General features: G+C 37.5%; 22 protein-coding genes. 1 reads left to right on the forward strand and 21 read right to left on the reverse strand.

Annotation, left to right across the window (positions count from 1 at the left end; translation table 11 throughout):
* Positions 1-50 precede the first annotated feature (50 nt).
* The 20 genes from JYB65_RS04765 to JYB65_RS04860 form a co-directional block, all read right to left on the reverse strand.
* Positions 51-542: a shikimate kinase gene (locus JYB65_RS04765; protein ID WP_245156572.1), complete on the reverse strand. Its 492-nt coding sequence runs from the start codon at positions 540-542 to the stop codon at positions 51-53.
* 77 nt (positions 543-619) lie between these two features.
* On the reverse strand, positions 620-2608 hold the full coding sequence (locus tag JYB65_RS04770) for a bifunctional 4-hydroxy-3-methylbut-2-enyl diphosphate reductase/30S ribosomal protein S1 (RefSeq protein WP_206581452.1): 1989 nt from the start codon (positions 2606-2608) through the stop codon (positions 620-622).
* Positions 2595-3878: a replication-associated recombination protein A gene (locus JYB65_RS04775; protein ID WP_206581453.1), complete on the reverse strand. Its 1284-nt coding sequence runs from the start codon at positions 3876-3878 to the stop codon at positions 2595-2597. Before JYB65_RS04775 ends, JYB65_RS04770 begins: the two co-directional genes overlap by 14 nt.
* A 78-nt stretch (positions 3879-3956) precedes the next feature.
* The gene (locus JYB65_RS04780) at positions 3957-4553 is read right to left on the reverse strand and encodes an SPOR domain-containing protein (protein ID WP_206581454.1); all 597 of its coding nucleotides are present in this window, start codon (positions 4551-4553) and stop codon (positions 3957-3959) included.
* Between the two features lie 123 nt (positions 4554-4676).
* Positions 4677-4844: a hypothetical protein gene (locus JYB65_RS04785; RefSeq protein ID WP_206581455.1), complete on the reverse strand. Its 168-nt coding sequence runs from the start codon at positions 4842-4844 to the stop codon at positions 4677-4679.
* A 160-nt stretch (positions 4845-5004) separates the two neighbouring features.
* Entirely contained in the window at positions 5005-5163 is a 159-nt protein-coding gene (locus JYB65_RS04790; protein WP_163066400.1) for a zinc-ribbon domain-containing protein, read from the reverse strand.
* A 286-nt stretch (positions 5164-5449) separates the two neighbouring features.
* The gene (locus JYB65_RS04795; protein ID WP_206581456.1) at positions 5450-5974 is read right to left on the reverse strand and encodes a DUF6382 domain-containing protein; all 525 of its coding nucleotides are present in this window, start codon (positions 5972-5974) and stop codon (positions 5450-5452) included.
* Between the two features lie 4 nt (positions 5975-5978).
* Positions 5979-6743, reverse strand: a complete 765-nt coding sequence (locus tag JYB65_RS04800) for a hypothetical protein (protein WP_206581457.1) — start codon at positions 6741-6743, stop codon at positions 5979-5981.
* The gene (locus JYB65_RS04805) at positions 6727-7998 is read right to left on the reverse strand and encodes a DUF5702 domain-containing protein (protein WP_206581458.1); all 1272 of its coding nucleotides are present in this window, start codon (positions 7996-7998) and stop codon (positions 6727-6729) included. The genes JYB65_RS04800 and JYB65_RS04805 overlap by 17 nt, the downstream gene beginning before the upstream one ends.
* 47 nt (positions 7999-8045) lie before the next feature.
* The gene (locus JYB65_RS04810; RefSeq protein WP_206581459.1) at positions 8046-8477 is read right to left on the reverse strand and encodes a hypothetical protein; all 432 of its coding nucleotides are present in this window, start codon (positions 8475-8477) and stop codon (positions 8046-8048) included.
* Between the two features lie 19 nt (positions 8478-8496).
* Positions 8497-8649: a Flp1 family type IVb pilin gene (locus JYB65_RS04815; RefSeq protein ID WP_209010479.1), complete on the reverse strand. Its 153-nt coding sequence runs from the start codon at positions 8647-8649 to the stop codon at positions 8497-8499.
* Positions 8650-8676: 27 nt separating this feature from the next.
* Positions 8677-9801, reverse strand: a complete 1125-nt coding sequence (locus JYB65_RS04820) for a type II secretion system F family protein (RefSeq protein WP_206581460.1) — start codon at positions 9799-9801, stop codon at positions 8677-8679.
* Positions 9798-10286: a type II secretion system F family protein gene (locus JYB65_RS04825; protein ID WP_206581461.1), complete on the reverse strand. Its 489-nt coding sequence runs from the start codon at positions 10284-10286 to the stop codon at positions 9798-9800. Before JYB65_RS04825 ends, JYB65_RS04820 begins: the two co-directional genes overlap by 4 nt.
* A gap of 275 nt (positions 10287-10561) precedes the next feature.
* Positions 10562-11758 carry a TadA family conjugal transfer-associated ATPase gene (locus JYB65_RS04830; protein ID WP_206581462.1) on the reverse strand — a complete coding sequence of 399 codons (1197 nt, stop codon included), beginning with the start codon at positions 11756-11758 and terminating at the stop codon, positions 10562-10564.
* Positions 11759-11879: 121 nt separating this feature from the next.
* A complete protein-coding gene (locus tag JYB65_RS04835) occupies positions 11880-14183 on the reverse strand; it encodes a cation:proton antiporter (protein ID WP_206581463.1) in 2304 nt (767 codons plus the stop codon).
* Positions 14184-15143, reverse strand: a complete 960-nt coding sequence (locus tag JYB65_RS04840; protein ID WP_206581464.1) for a sensor histidine kinase — start codon at positions 15141-15143, stop codon at positions 14184-14186.
* On the reverse strand, positions 15140-15826 hold the full coding sequence (locus JYB65_RS04845; protein WP_209010480.1) for a response regulator transcription factor: 687 nt from the start codon (positions 15824-15826) through the stop codon (positions 15140-15142). Before JYB65_RS04845 ends, JYB65_RS04840 begins: the two co-directional genes overlap by 4 nt.
* A gap of 130 nt (positions 15827-15956) precedes the next feature.
* Positions 15957-17651: a Na/Pi cotransporter family protein gene (locus tag JYB65_RS04850; protein WP_206581465.1), complete on the reverse strand. Its 1695-nt coding sequence runs from the start codon at positions 17649-17651 to the stop codon at positions 15957-15959.
* Between the two features lie 87 nt (positions 17652-17738).
* Positions 17739-18803, reverse strand: coding sequence for a P-loop NTPase family protein (locus tag JYB65_RS04855; protein WP_206581466.1), 1065 nt, complete (start codon positions 18801-18803; stop codon positions 17739-17741).
* A 60-nt stretch (positions 18804-18863) separates the two neighbouring features.
* Complete coding sequence (locus JYB65_RS04860; RefSeq protein WP_206581467.1) at positions 18864-19586, reverse strand: ClpP family protease; 723 nt, start codon at positions 19584-19586, stop codon at positions 18864-18866.
* 54 nt (positions 19587-19640) lie between these two features.
* On the opposite strand from JYB65_RS04860, the gene JYB65_RS04865 reads away from it, so the two are divergent.
* Complete coding sequence (locus JYB65_RS04865) at positions 19641-19880, forward strand: YlmC/YmxH family sporulation protein (protein ID WP_206581468.1); 240 nt, start codon at positions 19641-19643, stop codon at positions 19878-19880.
* 164 nt (positions 19881-20044) lie between these two features.
* Here JYB65_RS04865 and JYB65_RS04870 read toward each other — a convergent pair whose 3' ends face one another.
* Positions 20045-21748 (reverse strand): [FeFe] hydrogenase, group A, encoded by a 1704-nt coding sequence (locus tag JYB65_RS04870; protein ID WP_483413775.1) that lies wholly within the window; start codon positions 21746-21748, stop codon positions 20045-20047.
* Position 21749: the final 1 nt, after the last annotated feature.

The raw sequence follows: 21749 nt of genomic DNA on the forward strand, positions 1-21749 counted from the left end.
GTTCCTTTCCAATGGATTCTATCCATTTGTAAAAGAGCCTCTTCTTTTATTTAAATCAATTTTATAATTTCCTCAATCGTCTGCTCTACTGTCAATCCGTCTGCCTCTACTACAATATCTGCACTTGCTTCATAAAGCGGTATTCGTTTATCATACAAATCCTTTAAAGTCTCACCGGGAGCCATCGTAATACCTCTCGTCGTAATATTTTGGAGCCGGTTCTTTATCGTCTCATAGGAAACCTTAATATATACGATTTTACCGTTTTTCTTGAAATGCTCTACTGCTTTTGGGTAATAAACAGCACTTCCCCCGGTTGAAATAATCGTATTTTCTACATTGATGCTGCGGAGCACGTATTCTTCCACTTTCTTAAAATAGTCATTTCCTTTTGTGTTGATTAAATCTTGCAGCAAAATACCTTCTTTTTCCTGAATCAATAAATCTGTATCTAAGAACCGCATGCCCATTGTCTTTGCAAGTACTACACCTATTGTACTTTTACCACATGCCGGCATGCCTATTAATATGATATTTTCCAAATCCTTGCCCCTCCTTGCATTTGAATTTTAAAAAAATAGCAGGGCTTTATACCCTGCTAGATTTGATTCATTTAAAACTATTCAGCTGCTTCTTCTGCCGCCGGAGCTTCTTCTGCTTCTATTTCTGTTTCTGCTTCTGCTTCCGGTGCTTCAAGAGTTTCCTTGATGCTTAAGCTAATTCTCTTTCTTTCTTTGTCGATTTCAAGAATCTTAGCTGATACTTCTTGTCCAACAGAGATTTCATCCGCAATGTTAGTAACACGCTTGTGTGCAATCTCTGAAATATGTACAAGACCATCAAGACCTGGTTCCAATTCAACGAATGCACCATATTCTTTAATCTGAACAATTTTCCCTGAGATAACCTGTCCAACTTGATATTTTTCATCAATAATTGACCATGGTTCCGGCTGAGTTTGCTTTAATCCTAGTGAAATCTTACCCTTTTCATTGTTCATAGAAAGTACTTTAACTTCTACCTTCTGTCCAATGGATAGGATTTCTTGCGGATGCTTTAACTTGCCCCATGAAATTTCTGAAATGTGAAGTAATCCATCAATTCCGCCGATATCAACGAATGCACCGTAATCAGTAAATCTCATAACAGTACCTTCTACAACATCGCCTTCTGTTAGACCGCCCCAAACTTCGTCGATTCTCTTCTGTCTTTCTTCTGTTAAGTAAGCCTTGTGAGAGAATACAGCCTTTCCTTTTTTCTGGTCAACGCGAGTAACTCGAACAGGAAGAGTCTTTCCGATAAATTCTTCTGCTTTATCAACAAACTTGTCCGAAAGCTGGGAAAGAGGGATAAATCCGAATACTTCTTTGTAAGCAGCAATAACTCCGCCCTTTACTTCCTTAATTACTTTAGCGTTAACGAATGATTTATCTTCAAGAGCACCATTGATTTCATCCCAATGCTCATTAACTTCTAATTTTTTCTTAGAAAGTAGAATATTTCCGTCGCCATCATCAGTCTTTAATACCTTAGCCTGAATATCATCGCCTTCTTTAAATAAATCAGTAAGCTTTTGGTCTCCTTCCAGTGTTAATTCGTCCTTTGGTATGATACCATCTTTCTTGCACCCAAGATTAACGACAACTTCTCTGTCAGTAACCTGAATTACAGTCCCGTCTACGATTTCACCGCTTCTTGGTAACCTTAATGATTTTTCGATTTCCTCCATTAAGTCGTGCATTAAATTGTCTTCATTGTTTTCAGTGATAAATTCACCCATGTTAGCAATAACCTCCTTAATAATACGTTCAGGTGTAGAGGCACCTGCCGCAACTCCTATTTTATTACATAATGCAAGATGTTTCAATGGTAAATCTCTGATATTTTCAATAAAATAAACTTTTTTGCAATTTTTTTTTGATAAGTCATACAATTTGCGTGAATTTGAGCTTTCTTTCCCACCAATTATAACCATTACATCCATTATTTTCGATAAACTCTCACAACTCTCCTGCCTCAATTTTGTTGCATTGCAGATGGTATTTCGTATCTCCAGTTCGCATCCTTTCGACTTTAGCATATTTATTATTTCGTCAAAATTCGACTTCTGTATCGTAGTCTGTGCAACTACAAAATAGGGGCCTGTTTCGACGTCATTTGCTTCTTCTTGCGAATGGATAATCACCGCACTGTTTTCGCACCAGCCGTTTATTCCGATGACTTCGGGATGAGAGGCATCTCCTACGATTAAAATTTGTTTTCCCTTTTCATGCGCTTCTTTTACATACTCATGAATTTTTGTTACAAAGGGGCAAGTCGCATCTACGATTTCAAGGCCAATGCGCTCAGCCGTTTTATAAAAGGCTTCGGGTTCTCCGTGCGAACGAATAATCACCACATCCTCTTTAGCAGCCTCCTCTGGCTTGGTAATCATTCGAACTCCCTTTTCTGCCAGCTCATCGGTAACGATCTTATTATGGATCAACGGGCCGCAAGTAAAAACCCGTTTTTCTCCCTTATTCGTTTCTACGGTATTCTCAGTCAGCTCGATGGCTCTCTTCACACCAAAACAAAACCCGGAATGCTCCGCTAATTTAATCTCTGCCATTAATTTTTCGTACTCCCTCTAAAAATTTCTTAAAAGCGGCTTCATTGCCGTTCTCGGTCGGTTCATAATATCGAACACCTGCCTGATAGAGGTTGTCCGGCAAATACTGCTGCTTTACATACCCACCATAAGCATGCGGGTATTTATAATCTATACCGATGCCTCGCTTTTTTGCCCCTCCATAGTGGGAATCTTTCAAATGCAGCGGCACATCATCGATCTGCTTGGTACGAATGTCCTGCAGCGCCTTATCCAAAGCCATACAAGATGCATTGGACTTCGGAGAAGAGGCCAATAAGACAACGGCCTGTGCTAAGTTAATTTGAGCTTCCGGTAAACCCACCATCAAGGCGGCTTGAACGCAGGAATTTACAATGGTGATAGCGGTTGGATAAGCCATGCCGATATCCTCACTCGCCATCACGAGTAACCGCCTTCCGATCATCTGAATATCCGCTCCTCCATTCAGAAGTCGCGCTAAATAGTGAACGGCCGCATCGGGGTCACTGCCCCGGATGGATTTTTGAAGCGCAGATAAGAGGTTGTACCGGTCTTCACTTCGATCATAGAAAGTGGTCTTTCGTTGCATCGCTTCTCCGACCAAAGCCGTTGTCAGCTCCATATCGGTATTCAGATTATCTAAGATAAAGCCCAATGTATCCAAAGCAACTCTGGCATCTCCGTTGCTCATTTCAGCAAGCACCTTAAGCACCTCTGTTTCGTATTTGATATGGAGGCTGCCCAATCCTCTGGCCGTATCCTGTAAAGTATAGGTTAAGATTTCTATTAAATCTTCAGTCGTATGTTGTTTAAATTCATAGATATTCCGAACCCTGCTCAAGATAGCATTGTTGATCGAAAAATACGGATTCTCCGTCGTGCTTCCGATAAAGTGAATAACTCCTTCTTCAATTGCCTTTAAAAGGGAGTCCTGCTGTAATTTATTCCAGCGATGAACTTCATCCACATAGACATAAGTTGTCTGCTTTTGAAGTCCAAAAAATTTCAATTGAGCCTTTTCGATAATTTCTTTTAGTTCCTTCGTTCCTGTAGTAGACGCATTCAGCTCATAGAATTCTCCATCCATTTCCTTGGCAATAATTCTTGCCAAAGTGGTTTTCCCCGTTCCGGAAGGCCCGTAAAAAATAGCAGAATCAAATGTCTTATTTCGTATCGAATTATAAAACAAGGAATCTTTATACATAAAGTGCTTCTGTCCTATGAAATTGTCAAGGCTATCCGGCCTCATTCTTGTGGATAAAGGTATCATGTCTCGTCTCTTTCTCTTAGAATATATTGAATAGGAATAGTAGATATATTTTATTTGTTTTCATAATATTTATTATAGTTACCTTTGAATTACAAATACGTCGGTATATTGGCTTTGTATAGTAGCCATCGATTCCAGTGCCTTTTCTTTTTGTTCAAACAGCTGGCTTACCACTTTGAAGGTTCCGTCTTTTTCGACGATTTCTGCCGTTATGCCGCTATTGCCTAGCTCTTTCAATAAATTTTCAGCGCCTACTCGGGTTGAAAAGCTTCCGAACTGTATACAATAGCCCCCTTGGGTAGTTGGTGCTGGTGTTGTATTCGGCGTTGTAACAGGCTGAGAGGCAACAGCGCTTCCCGATAGGATACTGCTGTCTGTTATACCTGGTTGCTTGGTAACATTAAGCTGGTCCTCAACAACCCCATTCTTATTTTGGCTGTCTGTATCGGCATCATTCTGATTCCCTTCAGTCTCTTTACCATTCAAAAATTGCGCCAATATCTTGCTTATTTGAAAGTGTGGCCGTGAATCATCAAATAACGGATAAATGATAAATTTAGCAGTACCATAACCGAGTAATGCTGCCACTCCTATTATAACAATTATTGTTCTAAAATCCACCCTTGTTTTTCTTCCACCAATAGGTCTTCTTCTTTTTCTGTTATTCCATCCCATATTGACTTTTTCCTCCTCATAAAATCCTTATCTAATTCTATGATTCTAAGTCAAAAAAATACCCGACTCCTTAAAGAATCGAGTATTTCACATCATTATGATTTAAAAATTGAACAAGTTCAGTTATTCCGCTTGTTTTTTACAATTACATTTTAATTTCCAATCATTTTTGTTCAATTTTTTAATTAGACAATACGTGAAGGTCATGTCAATGGCATAGAGCACCGCATAGATTGCTGTCACAAATTTAGCATGTTTCTTATAGTTCCAATTCGCAAAAAAATTCTTCATATCTTTTTCCTCTCTTTACTATTAAGCTTGTTCTTTTTAAGCCCAATTTATGCATTTGTGTCATTGCTTATGTATTAGAAAAATCAAACGATATTTCCTAATATATAAAAAGCCGAGATAAACTCGGCTTTTGTTCCATGTAAGATCGCTTGATATCTGATTATCTATCTCTACGTCTTTCTTGCTTTTTCTTGTCCCTGCATTCCTTACATCTCTTCGGTTCGTTGTCAAAACCCTTTTCCTTGTAGAATTCCTGTTCTCCAACAGTAAATACAAACTCGCTTCCGCAATCCTGACAAATAAGTGTTCTGTCTTCCATAATAATATTTCCTCCATGTTAATAAAAAAAGTTATCTAAATATCTAAAATATCATTATGGTAAACGATTGAGGTCAGAAGTTTTTTCTTAACAGATGCTAGGGACATTAGTTTCCAAGAAAAGAATTTTCTATGTTCATATCGAGCCAAAGTTATTTTAAATATTTAATGAGTTTATTATATAGTGAATAAGAGCAAATGTCTACTACTTTTTGTATTTTCACAAAATTAACTTTTTTTACTTTTTGAAGACATTATTGGGGTTTTTAGTTATTTATCTGCTTTTTTTACCAACCACAAATATGTACTTCTCTCTTTAATTCTCCTATATAATTAATAAGCCCCTCTCTGCTTATATTGGAATAATCTAGCTTATATATTATCATTTCAAGATATTCACAAGCCCTTTTTTCAAGAACCAATTTTTTTATTTCGATTAAAATATTCACCATTTTGGCAGAGAAAGCTTCCATTTCTTGATCATCCACTACAGGGTCAAACATCAAACGTACCTGATCAAATTTTTTAGAGAAGAATATCTCTTCTTTAAGAAGAGTATAACGGTTAAAAAGAATCAAATGATTTTCTGCATCCTTGATGCTCAATAATAATTTTTCTATCATATGCAGCAATTCATAAGGATTATTTAAATTCAAATGAACCATAGGAATATAATCCTCCGAAAAATACGTCACATACCATTTATCCTCTTTTTCTATAAAAGACATAGGTAAGAAAGCACTGCATTGACCTTCCGAAAATATTTTTATTTCAAAGTTTTTGATTCTATTTTTGACAAAAATTTTTTCCATCTTTTTATCCTCCGCATTTCAGACATGCAGAATAATGACGCTGTATGGCTTCCGATTTTTCTATTTCAACCACGTATCGGTCTACGATGTAACAATTTCCTCGGTGATAGACTTGCCCGCTATTTTTGAAACAATATACCAGACTGCCATTTTCCAAACTATTTGGTTTGCAAATTTTGCAGGGTTGATAGGTTCTTTTTATTCCGGAGGTTAATACAGTTTGAGTAGCTGCAACCGCTATATAGGAACAATTTTTCTGGTGATATTTCTTCCCTTCGTTCGGGAAAATCCAAACTAATTCAGACTCTTCTTCCTTCTGCATTTCTTGAGCATTCATTTTCTCATCATAATGATCCGAACCAACAAAAGCCCTGCATACAATGGTCTCATTTCCGGGAATATCCCCATAGAAATTAATTGGAAAACCTATATTTATATTGTAAACGACATTAAAATAAATTAGTTTATCTAGATTCCCAAACGAATACAAATACTTTAGGTCCTTTATCTGAACCTGATTAATCGCTTTATTTTCATCGCAAATCCTTTCTTCTAATTTATTAGAAAATTCAACAATTTTAGTTTTGCCTACATCGGTGTAAGATTCAATAGCCAGTAACCTTGTTTCGTCCAAAGCTGTATTCATTACATTTTCATTGATACAATGTACCTTAATCAAATAGCCTACCGTTAGAATGCCGAGGATAACCAACGGTAAAAGAATGGAGGCTTCAACGGTAAGTGTACCTTTTTTAGTATATCTGAACATAACAATACCTCTGCCCATTTACACTAGCTTCATATTTTAGACCGACATAACAATCCTTAATAGCAAAAGATTGATCTGCATTCATCTTTAAGTTAATCTGAATTAGGTCCATGATTCTTAATAATTTTGTTTCTCTATTCTGAAAATATAAGAATAGTTTTAAATAGTCTCTATAGGAATACCCTTGATCGGATTTCGGTGATATATAGCTTTTGCCGTTTGATCCTCTCAAGGCTGCCGTAAGAGTTAAGGCCCAAGTTGATTTCGATTTGATTAATGCAACCTTTTGGCCTGATTCTAATAATTTCATATCATTAACGGTTTCAGCATAAGCCCAAGTTTCCGCCAAAATTCCCGCTGTGATTGCTGCTTCGGGTCCTGGTGTCATGATTTCTGCCAAACTCAGGACTTCTTGACGTTTCTGGGGATCGGTCCCAACATGTATTGAGTTTAAAAGAAAATGCAACGCTTTAAAGTCCTCCATAAATTCCTCCGCATTTTCTTGATCACTTAGCTTACCGTAAAGAATATACTCCACCTCATTTTTAAAAAAGCTATTCTGCTCACTGATATTCTCATATCTCTGATTAAAATAATTCAGAGCATATTCATTAACATAAAATTTAGCATTTTCCTTTTCGTATAATTGTTTCCATGAAGACAGTCCTTCAGCAACCATCGCAGTAATAGAAATACCATTGTCATTCAAGCCTTTTGAAGGCAAACTGTTAGTAATTTTCTGATTTATCAACTTTCTATTCCCATAATCGGTCCCTTGTGCTTCAGCGAAATTTTTACCGTCCCATTCGGTATTCACTTTTTTTCCATTGCCTGTCCCTTTGTTTCCCGACTGAGACATATAATCGATACCTAGATTCACAACATTGTATTTCATCACATCTTCAATCTGAGTCTCAAAAACATCTATATCGGCCAAAGCATATTCTTTTAAATCACAGGAAATATCCGATGCTGACGGCTGTAAATAAGTGAGGCTTTCATGGCTTGGTAAAACTTGTCCCGGCAATTTTCGCTCAAAGCTTGAATGGATATAAAAACCTAGTTTTGAATCGACTTCTTTTTCATAGCTTTTAAAAGCCATGATCCCATAAGATTCTTTAAGTGCGAGATGATATTCCGATAAAATAGACTTTCCGGCCGATAAAAGAACAGCATCGCTGTATGAATAAGCTGCAACCGACGCCGAAGCTTGAATCAATAAAACAGCCACCATCATCAAGCATATAAATAACATAGCCAATAGCACCGCAGCTGACCCTTTTTTGTTACGATTAAATAGCTTCATAGTCTGATTAAGTCAACCTTTCTGATATAGTCCTTCTCATCAATTTGATACAGGTTTCCCTCTTGAAATTTATCTACTCCTTTTAATAACGCATTTCCTTTGTACGTGTGGCTCATGCTTCCGCTAAGAATAGAGTACATTATTTTTTCTTCCTCCATTACCGTGATTTTTCGATTGAAAGCAGCCATGCTATATTTATCTGAAGGCATAAAGGAATGTTCAAGTTCAATCCGCTCTCCTGTCTCAGTCCTAGTAAGAATCTCTTCTCTCAGACAAGTATGTAGATTGGCTTTAACGGAAGTTGCACTGTACATTGAAATGAGAATATAGATAACAGCCATCATTGCCGCCAGTATCATCGGATAAATCAATGCGGCCTCTATCATAGTGGATCCCTTTTTATTGAATAAAAGATGTCGAACAGTCATTTTCTTATACGACCTTCTATTAAAATCCACTGTTCATTAAAGTCGAAAAGGTATTATTGATGAAGGTGGTAATTTGTGTTTTGAAAATCAACCCAATTCCAACGGCCAGAGCAATTAAAATACCGACTTGTACCATTTCCATTCCTTTTTTGTTTACCAATATCTTTTTCATAACATGTCCTCCTTTTTGTGTTAAATCCTACATTTCCATCATTGCAGGCGCAACGGTTATCATAATTAATACTAACAGCTGTATGGCCAATGGTATCGTTAACTTTGTTTCAGCCAGCTTGCCTTTTTCTTCTGCCTTCTTCTTTCTTTCAAACCATAGAAAGGAACTTTCTGCCTGAAGTTTACTTACCAATTCTGTTCCTTTATCTAAGTTGTCCGCCATAACATTCGTTAATCTCATGAATTCACGGTTACGGCTCCGTTCTGCAAACAACTTTAATTCAACAATTAAAGGAGAATTTACCTGGGCAGTTTTCGTGTGTATTTCCTCTAATTGATTATAAAAATAAGATTGGTTTCCGAATTTCCGTTCTCCATAATCCCGTACAATTCTTTCAAAAGCAGCGGTTAAAACAAGCCCGGCATTCATGAGCAAAACAATTTTGTTGAGAAATTCAGGCAGCTCCTGACTAATGGATTCCTCACATTTAGCTGCTAACTTCTTTGTGGCGTCATAACGACTCAAGTATGTAAACAATAACGCTAATATTGCTGCAAAAATGATAATCGGCAATGTATTCGATTGTTTTTTCTCCCATGAGAGGCTCTGTACACCGGACAGTTCATCCGGCAGATATACTATTTTTTCCGAATCACTTTTGTTTACAGTACGTAAAAACTGTTCCACACTGACATTCGCTTCCTCTTCGGATGTTTCGGGCTCTTTCTTCTCCGTTTCAATCATTTTATTGCTGCCTTCAGCTCTTACGGTTAAAGTCACTGCCTTATTCCACTGGTTGCCATCCACCTTTCCATATACCATTAATGGTATGCTTTGATTTCCCTTTGTTGGTCTCTCAATATAGAGCCTCCCTTTTTCATCGGTTAAAAGGATCTTCTGATCATTTCCAAGGAGTTCAAAACAGGACAGGAAAATCAAAAGAAGAAAACAACATAAGATGCCTACATATCGTTTTAAATTTTCTTTCTTTATTGCTTCAATTTCATTGCCCACATTTTTTAATCCATAAATCCTAAAAAACTCTTTTTCAAAATTTATTTGTTTACCGGTGATCCGATCCGGCAATTTAACAAAAATTTTATCAATACAGCTCTCGATTATGCGCCTTAAAAAATTATTACTTTTTTTCATATCTTAACCTCAGTTATAATATTCATAATATAATAAGATATGGCGATACCCAACAAAGCCGCTGTCATAATGATTCGTCCTGCTAACGTCTGATACATGCTCTCTAAATAATCGGGGGATACAAGATTTAAAAAAATAATTAAAATAAAAGGCATTAAAGTGATAATTTTTGCTTCAAATTTTTTCTGGGAAGTCAACGTTCGCATATCCTTCTCTATAGACATCTTGTCCATTAATATTTCCGAGGCTTTTAAAACAACTTGCCCTACATCTCCCCCTGTTGTCCTGCAAATGGCATATACATCTGCAAAGTTGATGATTTCTTCAATCCCACTTCTATAGGCAAAATCTTTTAAGAGCTGATCCTCATTTGCCCTGCTTCCGTCAACACTCTTTGTAATGTGTTTTAATTCGATAATGATTGGTGCTCGTTCGTCATATAGTAACTTCAAATTTTCGATTCCTTCTTTTAACGCTTCGTTCATTTGTCTTCCGGCTGAAAAAGAAGCGGATAATGAATATAATAAGTCTCGGAATTGGAGGCACAGCTGTTCTCGTCTTTGTATGATCTTTCGTTTTAAATAGAACCTTCGCAAAGGCAGTACTAATATTCCGACCAATATGGAAAGAAATACGCTGTTGTAAAATACAAATGCACATAGAAAGAGAAATAAAAATCCCAACATATAATATTGCTTTTTTTCTTTATTAGTCATTTCGTAGTTGTCATAATTTATAATTTCGTAAATATAATTTTCCACTATAAATGAACCCCTCTTATCTGAAGCTTATCCATCTTCGTCAAACTGTTTCCTGTTTTGATAAGTCCTTTTTCATTGTCAAATTTAAATAATCGGTTGATTTGAAACTTATTGTTTTCATAGCCGTTAATTTCTGAGATTTCCAATACCCTTCTGCTTCGATCCGGAAGTCTTCCCAGATGAACCATGATATCGATTCCTTCTGCCAACTGACTTCTTATGGCATCGACAGGGAAATTTACGGCTTGCAGAAACATGGTTTCCAGTCTTTTCAGCATGCCTTCCACTGAATTGCCGTGACCTGTAGACAGGGAACCGTCATGTCCGGTATTCATTGCTTGCACCATGTCCAAGACTTCTTTTCCTCTGACTTCTCCTACGATAATTCGATTCGGCCTCATTCTCAAGCTGGTTTTTATAAGCTGCTGCATATCAATCATCCCCTTCCCTTGAACATTTGCGTTTCTGCATTCCATTCTCACAATGTTTTCTACCGTTTTGATCTGAAGTTCTGCAGAATCTTCGATCACAATGACACGCTCTTCATTTGGAATGTAGTTCGATAAAACATTGAGCAAAGTCGTTTTGCCGGAGCCGGTTGAACCGCTGATGAACGTATTCTGTCCTGCCAGAATCATTTTTTGAAGAAATTCAGCCGCCTCTCGTGAAATCGTTCCGAATCGAATCAGGTCCTCCATTGTTATTGCCTTTTCCGGGAACTTTCGGATAGTTAGAATAGGTCCATTCAGCGCAATATTTTTATAAACGGCATTCACTCTTGATCCATCCGGAAGTCTTGCATCGACAATCGGATTTAATTCATTAATTTCACGGTGCACCCTTGCCGCAATTCTTCGAATCACCTCCTCCAATTCCTCCGTGGAAATAAAGGCAGAATCAACCTTTTCAATATCACCGAAACGCTCTATAAAAATGTTGTCTGCTCCATTCACCATGATCTCCGTCACATCATGATCAACCGAATACGGATATAAAATACTTAAATCTTTTCTTATAGAGTAGTAAATTTGATTGACAAGCTTCCTCTTCTCTTTAAATCCGAGCATCACGGTTCGCGCATCTTTCAATATAAAGTTCTCAATCTCCGCTTTGATTTCCTCATCCGTTGAATTTTCTTGTCTGCTTACGATTCTGCGTATTTCATCAATCATTAAAATCATCTCTTTTTTATCCATTTTTATACTTAATTTCCTTTTTTTACCTTATATGCACATAATAAAACAGCTGTAAAAAATTTACAACTGTTTTAACTCGACATTATTCGACAAATATTCAATTGGACTTAGGATGATTTCATTAATTCGTCAAGATGCCTTCCTGTAAGAACAGATTCAGGGTATCCTGCCCCCCCAGTACCCAAAGCAAGTCTCCTTCTGCAATAATCATATTTTTATTCGGACCGACAATGGATAGCATATCTCTCTCTATACCGATTACAAACCCGAAATATTTTTCTCTGATCCTTGACATCTGTATCGTTTTTTTGCAGAACTCACAGTCTTTCGTGACATTTATCGCTATGCAAAGCAAATGATTTTCTACGTCTGTAGAAGTAAAAATCTGACCGTAACTATAATTTCTTAAAGTCAAATATTCGTCAAGTTTCAACACCTCAGCCACTTTATCGATTGCTAAACTGTAAGAATCAAGATTATATTGCTTTCCTAATGCCACAATGATATCTCCTGCTTGGATGCCTGTTTCCATATCGGGATTATTAATGTGAATTTCACCGCGGATAATTTTTACAATGTGAACGCCAAGCAAACGTCTTGCAAAGAAGATTCTTTCCGAATTATCAACAAGCAACTTTTTCACTTCGTATTTGCCTACCAATAACGTTTCATCAAGCCACCTATGGTGCCCGCTGATTCCTCTCTTCTTTTTGTTTGAGGACAAAATTCTCTCATTAAAGTTCGCCATAAATCGAGTTTCCATTTTGATTGAATTGCTCATCATGAAATCTGACTTCATAGAGAAAATTACGATAATAACAGAAATCCACCATAATATCCATGCAGGGATAGAAGTAAGTTCTCTTATGGTAATCATCACAAAGAAAATCGATAGGAGAATTCTTACCACTCTAAATGCCAGCAAAGGAGGTCTATTGGTTTTTTTCTTCAGCCAAAGCTTCATATAGATGGTTTTTCTTTTATAAGACATCAGGTTGATAATCGGTGCCATTGCCATAACGGCAATCGTGCAAGCAATTATTTTGGACGTAAGCACAGAGATCTCCATTTTTAGCAGAAACGGCATGATGACATGTATTACAACAACATAAATCGAAAAAAGTATGATAGAAGTAATGATCGTTCTCGGAATATATTGACCTAAATATGCCTTCCAATCTGCATCTTTTTCATTTTCTGTCTGCCGCTCAGAAGTGTAGGTTTTTAGTGTCTTTAACGTCTGCTTCGGAAGGATTTTAGCCAGTTTGACGTAGGCCGGTTCGATTCGTTTAATAAACATCGGCGTAGTAAAAGTAGTAATAACCGATACCGATACTACAATCGGATATAAGAAGTCACTGGTCACCCCCAAGGTCGTTCCCAGGGAGGCTATAATGAATGAAAATTCACCGATCTGTACCATACTTAATCCTGCTCCCACCGCCGTATGCAATGAATTTCCTGAAAGCAATACACCTAACATGGCAAAAGTCATCTGTCCCAATATGGTCACTACGGTTAGAATAAGAATCGGTACTAAGTATTTTAGAATCATATCCGGATTTACCAACATCCCTACCGAAACAAAAAAGACGGCTCCAAATAAGTCTTTTATCGGGTTAACAAGCCCCTCAATTCGTTCCGCCTTCACGGTTCCGGCTAATATAGAGCCCGCCAAAAATGCGCCTAACGCGGAGGAAAAGCCCATATAATTCGCGATGACTACCATCGCAAGGCATAGCCCCAAGGATACAATCAATAAGGTTTCATCATTCAGGTATTTATCTGCCTTTTTTAAGCCCGTAGGAATCAAATAAATGCCCAATACCAGCCACAATACCAAATACAGAATTAACGTGCCTAACTGTTGAATCAAATCAAATCCGGATACATTTTGACTAATGGAAATGGTGGATAAAATAATCATCATAAAGATAGCAACGACATCTTCCAAAATCAACGTACCCAGAACAAGCTGTGCATATTTCTTATTTTTCAGCCCCAGCTCTTCATAGGCCTTCAGTATAATCATCGTAGAAGACAGGGATATCATTCCACCCAGGAAAATACTATCCATTTGGCTCCATCCCATCGCCTGACCTACACCGTAACCGACAAAAACCATGGCAGTAATTAAGGTCACTGCGGTTACGATCGCACTGCCACCAATATTGGCAATCTTATGAAAACTGAACTCAAGACCTAAGGCAAACATGATAAAGATAACACCAAGATCTGCCCACATGTGAATATTTTCTGCATCTGCAATACTTGGAAGCACAGAAAAGTGAGTGCTGGTCAAAAAACCCGCTAACACATATCCCAGTACCAAAGGCTGCTTTATTCTTTTAAATATAACGGTGGTGATTCCGGCTACGACTAAGATCAAAGCCAAATCACTAATTAATACATCAAGTCTCTCCATCTATACCTCTTTTCTGTTAAAAATTACTGTAAAAGTGGAGCCTTCTCCCAACTTACTTTTTACTTTAACTTCTGCATTCAACAAATATGCTATATGTTTTACAATAGACAAGCCCAAACCGGTTCCCCCGGCTTTCTTGGTTCTTGATTTATCAACTCTGTAAAAACGTTCAAATAGCCTGCTGAAATGTTCTTCAGCTATGCCGATCCCTTTATCGGTTACGTCAATAATAATCTTCCCCCCTTCTTGTCTAGATGAGATGAAAACGCTGCTGTTTTCGTTGGAATATTTAATCGCATTTTCAATCAAATTAACCATCATTTGAGTGAATCGATCCACATTCCCTTCAATATAACATTTATCTACTAAAGATGTTTGTATGATGATATTCTTACCGCTTGCAATGGGTTCTATAGCAGTAATCATCTTTAACAAGCATTCTTTGGTATCAATTATTCCAATATTTGGGGTAATTTTTTTATTTTCAATTTCAGAAAGTACTAAAAGATCTTCAATAAGACGTTCTAATCGAGAGGTTTCAATCGCAATAATGTCGATAAACTTATTGCGTATTTCAGGATTTTCCGCTGCACCGTCCTGCAAGGTTTCTATGAACCCGGAAATGGATGTAAGAGGTGTTTTTAATTCATGTGTAACATTGGCTACAAATTCACTCCGAATTTGTTCGACACGTTTGCTTTCTTCGGTCATTTTAGCAAGTTTTTCATGCATATCATGCACCGGCTTCATAATTTGATTGTACATGGCAAACGAAAAGATACAAGATACGGCAACACAAGTGATAATGGCGATATAAAAAGCTCTATTCTTCAATAAAAACAAGAATGCGCTGTCCATATCATTTGTTCCTGCTGTAATAAAATAAGATAACACTAACAGAACTAAAAGAAGATTAATGAAGGTGATTGCCGCAGAGGCCAAAAGGAATCTGTTTCTCATTGCATTTTATACCCTTTCCCTCGAATGGTCTGTATATATTTTTCTTCATTATCATCTTGGCCTAATTTTTTTCTTAAATATCGGATATGAACATCAACCGTTCTGCTTTCCCCTACAAAATCAATACCCCACACTTTATCTAAAATCTGATCTCTGGAAAAAACATGGCCTCTGTTTTCCGTCAGCAAGCAAAGCAGTTCAAATTCCTTTAGCGTAAGCATCACTATATTTCCTGCCACTTTCACTTCATGCCGATCCGTATTGATTTCAATATCACCGATTCGAATGATATAATCGTTCGTTTCTGCCGGATTGTTTTCTTCATATCTGCGCAGAACAGCTTTAATACGAGCCATCAGTTCACGCACACTAAAGGGTTTGGTAATATAATCATCTGCACCGAATTCAAGTCCAAGAACTTTATCTACTTCATCATTTTTAGCGGTAAGCATGATGATTGGTGTTTTATTTCCTTCTTCTCGCAATTCTCGACAAATATCATACCCATTTTTACCCGGAAGCATGATGTCCAATAAAATTAGATCCGGTTTTTCTCGATGAACAAGCGTGATGCCCATAACCCCATCTTCTGCACTAATATACTCATACCCGTTATTTTTTAGGTTATATGCCACCAATTCAATAATATTTGGTTCATCTTCTATAATTAATATTTTTTTCATAATACCTTTCGCCTTAATTGAATGCTTTTTCTTCTTATTGTATAAAAGCTACTATATTTACAAGTCCCATTGATAAAAGTATATCAGCTTTCTTTAACAGTTGTCTATCAATTTTTAATGCCATACCATCTTAAAGCTCTTTACTTTGCAGGTTACTCTCTTTGAAATTTACATCGTTTAATACAGCCTCTGCTACATTTTGGCAGCAATCCCCTATCTTTTCAATATTATGAATAATATCTGTATACATGACTGTAAACTCCGGTGAACATACTTTTTCATAGAGTCTCTTGATGTGTTCTTTCTTTAATCTCTCTTCCATCCTGTTCATCTGCTCTTCCTGAATCAAAACGTCTTTCGCAAGAAGAATATCCCCATTTTCAAGGGCTTTAATGGAGTCTCTTACCATACGGGCCACATGATCAAAACACTCATAAATTTCTGCACAAGCAGAGTCTGAAAACTCATAGCCATATTTAATCTTTTCATTGGAAAATTCGGCTATATTGTTGCAATGATCACCGATATGTTCAATATCCGACGCAGTATGTATCAATCCCGATACCATGGCTCCCTGGTGCTCAGTTAACGTGTCCGTTGCAAAAATGGTTGCCAGATATTTGACTGTTTCATCTTGTAGCTTATTGACAATATTTTCTGTCTCGAATACTGCATGTACTGCTTCTTTGTCATTACCCAGAAAAGCTTTTTTAGCATTTGTCAGCATTTGTGATGTTAGATTGGCAATTCTTGAAAGCTCTTTTGTGGCCATGTGAATGGCAAAAACCGGCTGCTCAATAATATTATAATCCAAGTACAGCGGCTCTGAAATATGTCTTTCACAATCATTACCCGGAATAAGTTTGATGACTGCTTTTACCAATAACCATAGAAACGGCAGAAAGATTAAGGTATTTATAATATTAAAGCACATATGTGCATTCGCAATTTCTCTTGACAGAATATCGACTTCTGCGCCATCCGGCGAAATAGCTTGGATCAGTTTCATGAATTCCGGTATAAAAAACAGAAATAAGACGGTCCCAACAGCATTAAAAATAAAATGTGCCGCGGCAGTCCTTTTTGCATTAACAGAAGCCTTCTTAGAAGCGAGTGCAGCCGAAATGGTTGTTCCTATATTGGCTCCCAATAAAAGAGGAATCGCTCCGGCCAGTCCGATTACGCTGGTAACCCCATCCGGTCCTGCCTGAGAAGCTAAATTTTGAAGAACAGCAATCGTTGCAGAACTACTCTGCAAGACCGCAGCAAATAAAGTACCTATTAAAACACCAAGGACAGGAATCTGATTGATATGAGCCAATAATTCTGCCGTCTGAACAGACGCCGCGATGGATTCCATAGCCTCACTCATTGTATTCATGCCCACAAACAACAAGCCAAATCCAAATATAGCTTGCCCGAAGTTCATAACCGCTTCTTTCTTTAGAAAGTAATATAAAATAAACCCTGCCAGAACAAGCACCCATGCATAATTCCCCAGCTTAAAAGCTACAATCTGGGCTGTTATGGTTGTACCGATATTGGCTCCCAAAACAACACTGATCGCCTGAGGTAAATTCATAAGACCGGCACCGACAAAGCCGATAACCATAATCGTAGTTGCGCTGCTGCTTTGTAAAACGGCAGTTGTCAGCGTACCCATGAGAACGCCTAGAAGAGGATTTTGCGTCAACAGAGCCAGCAGTTTTTTCATTTTTTCACCTGCTGTCTTTTGCAGTCCATCACTCATCAAATTCATTCCGTATATAAATATCGCCAAACCTCCAAGCGATATGATGATGTCTTTTAGAATATTAAATTCCATCTTAATTATCCTCTTAGCAAAACGCAAATTACTTTTACTTATATTTTACAAGCATTTCGGTTTTGTTGAAAGAGAACAAATGTTAAGCTATTGTAAAATTAATGTTAACTTCGCGTATAATTCTTTAATCCCTACTCCAAAATCTTTGTCTATATTAATCGTTTTATATATAAAATTTCCTTCTCGAATGCTTTTTAAACTTACCGAATCAGCATCAATAAACAAATCTGCATGCTCCTCATTTTCTATTCCTTCACAAAAATTAACCACTGACACTACCTTCTCGACCAGAATGCTCCCTAAGCAAAACTCCAAATAATTTCTGAACTTATGCTGTTTACTTTCCTCCCCATACCGTTCTACTACAATGATCTGGTCGCTGACTGATAGAATCCACAAACTTTCATCCGTTAACGAACCATCACTATCAACTAGAATAAAATCATATAAACCACACTCTAAAAGTTGTTTAAAAAACGCAGATAACTCCTCATTATTTAATGCTTTTAATTCGTTTCTGCCTTTTGAAGGAGCAAACGTTTCTACCCCATATTCATCCTTTATCGTGAAACTACTGATAGAAGAACCTATATTCTTACCGCTGTTTATATAGTAAAGATAATCGGAAATGGTTTTATATCTATCCTCGCATCTAAAATAAAGAGGCGTAGATTCGATCTCCTCATAATTGATGTATAATATCTTTTTATCGTGAAAGCGCTTTAATTCCTGTGCAAGTCCCAAGGATACCGACGTCTTCCCGCTTCCTCCACAAGAACCATGAAAGGTTAAAATTTTAGTGTTTTCTTTCGGCAAATGCATTTCTTTTCTTCCGGTTATCATTCCATAGAAGAATAGTATTTGAGACTCAAAATAGTTTGTATTTTCATATTTATATAAATAGAGCTGTTGCTCTTCAGCAATAGGAGTTGTCACTCTTTTTTCCACAAGCTGAATAAATGGTTTTGGAGCAGCTTGATGCTCCCCATCCAGCAACAGCACATCATATTTTTTGAAATTTGTATCCTGGTGAAATGAAAGTGTATCTACTACCGTAAATAAGAAACGATTATTTTTTGCCGACATGCATTTGGCAAAGGTGTAAGCATAATCTAAATCCTTAGAAACCAACATAATTGTAATTATTTCCATTATTAACTCCTATACCTATTTTTATTTTTATCGTATAATATATGGAAATAATTGTCAATTTTATTTTTTATTTCTTTCGTTAATCATCTCATACAATTTGGCCAACGATTTATTTAAACCTCCGATTTCATGCATCAACCCTGCTTTTACAGCGTCTTTGCTGAAAAGAACGGTTCCGACATCATTCGACATGTTATCGGTGCAGTTCATTAATCGTAAAATATTATCTCGATCCGCATTGGAAGTCCGAATAATGAAATCGATGATTCTGTCCTGCATCCTTCTAAAATATTCATAGGTAGGCTCTGCGCCGATAATCATACCGGTCATTCGAATCGGATGAAGGATCATCGTAGCGCTCTCCGCAATAAAAGAATAATTTGCGGCTGTGGCTAACGGAATTCCTATGCTGTGTCCTCCTCCCAGAACCAGAGAAACGGTAGGCTTTGACAAAGTCGCAATTAACTCTGCTATGGCCAAACCTGCCTCTACATCCCCTCCAACCGTATTTAAAATAATTAACAGGCCTTTTATATCATCATTTTGTTCCACGGAAGTCAATTGAGGGATAATATGTTCATACTTCGTTGTCTTCTCGTTAGGTGAACCAAAAGTATGCCCTTCAATGATTCCTATAATCGGCAAACATAAAATATCACTCTTAAATTCTCCGACCGAATTAACGACTCCTAATTCTTTGATATTTTCATTTGTATCTCCATTTGTGTCCGCATTTTCAATCGGCTCATCCTGCTCAACGTTATTATTTTGAAAATTACTCATATTACACTCCTTACATAAATATTATTAGTATTATTTACTGTTTGGAGGTTCATTATGCTATTAAGTGAAATTGGTGACAAGGAAATCGTTGACTTGCGAAATGGCAGTAGACATGGTCAGCTTTGGGATGCAGAAATGTTATTTGAAAAAGAGACCGGACAAATCAAATCAATTCTTGTTCCGAACGTACAAACCAAAATGGGATTTCTTTCAAATCATGACTATATGCATCTGCCATGGAATTCAATTGTTAAAATCGGAGAAGATATTATCATCTTTGAATCTGCCATGTAATGTAATAACTTTGGACAAAAAAGAAATAATGGTCAGTTTTAATTGTTAAACCGACCATTATTCCTGTAAGTCATTATGTTATGTGTGAATGTATAGAATGCATTCTATTTTGATTTTTGAATGCATAATCTATCTCGCATTACAGGCGATGCACATTAGACTGCTTATTTGTAATGAAGCAATTCATGTGCTTTGTGTCCGCTTAATATCGTATGATAAAGATTATCCGTAACCGGATTATCTATGGTTATTTTTACATTGGACATTCTATCGGTTTCGTAAATACCTTCTGACCGTTCCTTTTTTGCTCTGCCCGGTACAAACGGCTGACCTGCTCCGGCGATACAACCGCCTCTGCATGCCATTACTTCAACAAAATCATACTTCGCCTCGCCTGATTTTATTTTTTCGATTAAGGCTTCCGCACTTGCCAATCCGCTTACAATCGCAATATTTATTTGCCTATCGTTTAAAGGTATCGTTACCTCTTTGAGGTCATCAAAACCGCGAACGCCGGTAAAGGCAATTTCTCTGAGTTGCTGTTTGGCGTTTGGTCCTAAAATATATCGAATAACGGCCTCGGTCACTCCACCGGTCGCACCGAAAATGACGCCGGCTCCGCTGGCGATACCAAATGGCATATCCACGGCTTCGGGAAGCACTTCGTCAAAACGGATTCCGGATTCTTTTATCATTTTAGCCAGTTCAATAGTAGTAATGGAATAATCTATAGTAGGTTCTCCGTCCGATGTAAATTCTTCTCTGGCAATTTCAGCCTTCTTTGCCGTACATGGCATAATCGCTACCATCTTTGTTTTCTTAGCCTTTTTCCCTGTTCCCTTTACTTTGGCATTCTCTTTTAAAACAGCTCCAAACATTTCCATTGGAGATTTACAGCTGGAAACATGCTCCATTAAATCCGGATGATTGATCTCCGCATAGCTAAACCATGCCGGACAGCAGGAAGTAAATAAAGGCATATCCTGCTCTGTCTTCAACCGATTCAGCAGTTCATTTGCTTCTTCTATAATGGTAAGGTCTGCACCTGTTGCAGTATCATAAACTTCATCAAAGCCCATTCTTTTCAGTACAGCGACAATCTTACCCATCACGTTGGTACCTTTCGGAAAACCGAATTCATCCCCCAACGCCACTCGAACGGCCGGTGCGATCTGAGCCACCATAATCACATCATCGTTATATAAGTCTTCCCAAACACCCTTTGTATCATCTTTAATCGTAATAGCGGCAGTCGGACAGATCGCTGCACATTGTCCGCAGCTCACACAGTTGGTCTCTGATAAAGGGGCGCTAAATGCCGTTTCAATAGCAACTTTTGAACCTCTATGAGCAAAGTCAATAGCTCCTACCCGCTGAATTTCAGAGCACATTCGAACACAGTCACCGCAAAGAATACATTTGTTTCTATCTTTAATAATGGCTTTTGAGGAATCATCTATCGGTAAGATTGGGGTATAGCGTTCATACCGTACTTCTCTCACTCCATAACGCTTCGCCATTTCTTGCAATTTACAATTATAATTTTTATCACAGGTCGTACAATCCCTGCAATGATCGGCCAACATCAGCTCCAAAATATTCTTACGGTATTTTTGCAATCTTGGCGTATTCGTTTTGATTTCCATTCCGGATCTCGGTGGAGTAGAGCAGGAAGCCGTAATGCTTCCGTTTTTATCCTCCACTACACACATTCGACAGGCTCCGTAGGTTGATAAAAAAGAGTAATAGCAAAACGTAGGCAAATCAATTCCCACTTTTCGGATTAAATCCAATATATTTTTTTCACCCTCAATAGCAACCGGAATCCCATCAATCGTCATAAATTTTTTTGTGTTCATACTGTTCATG

Source organism: Clostridium aminobutyricum (assembly GCF_017255415.1).
GTDB lineage: Bacteria > Bacillota > Clostridia > Peptostreptococcales > Anaerovoracaceae > Aminipila > Aminipila aminobutyrica.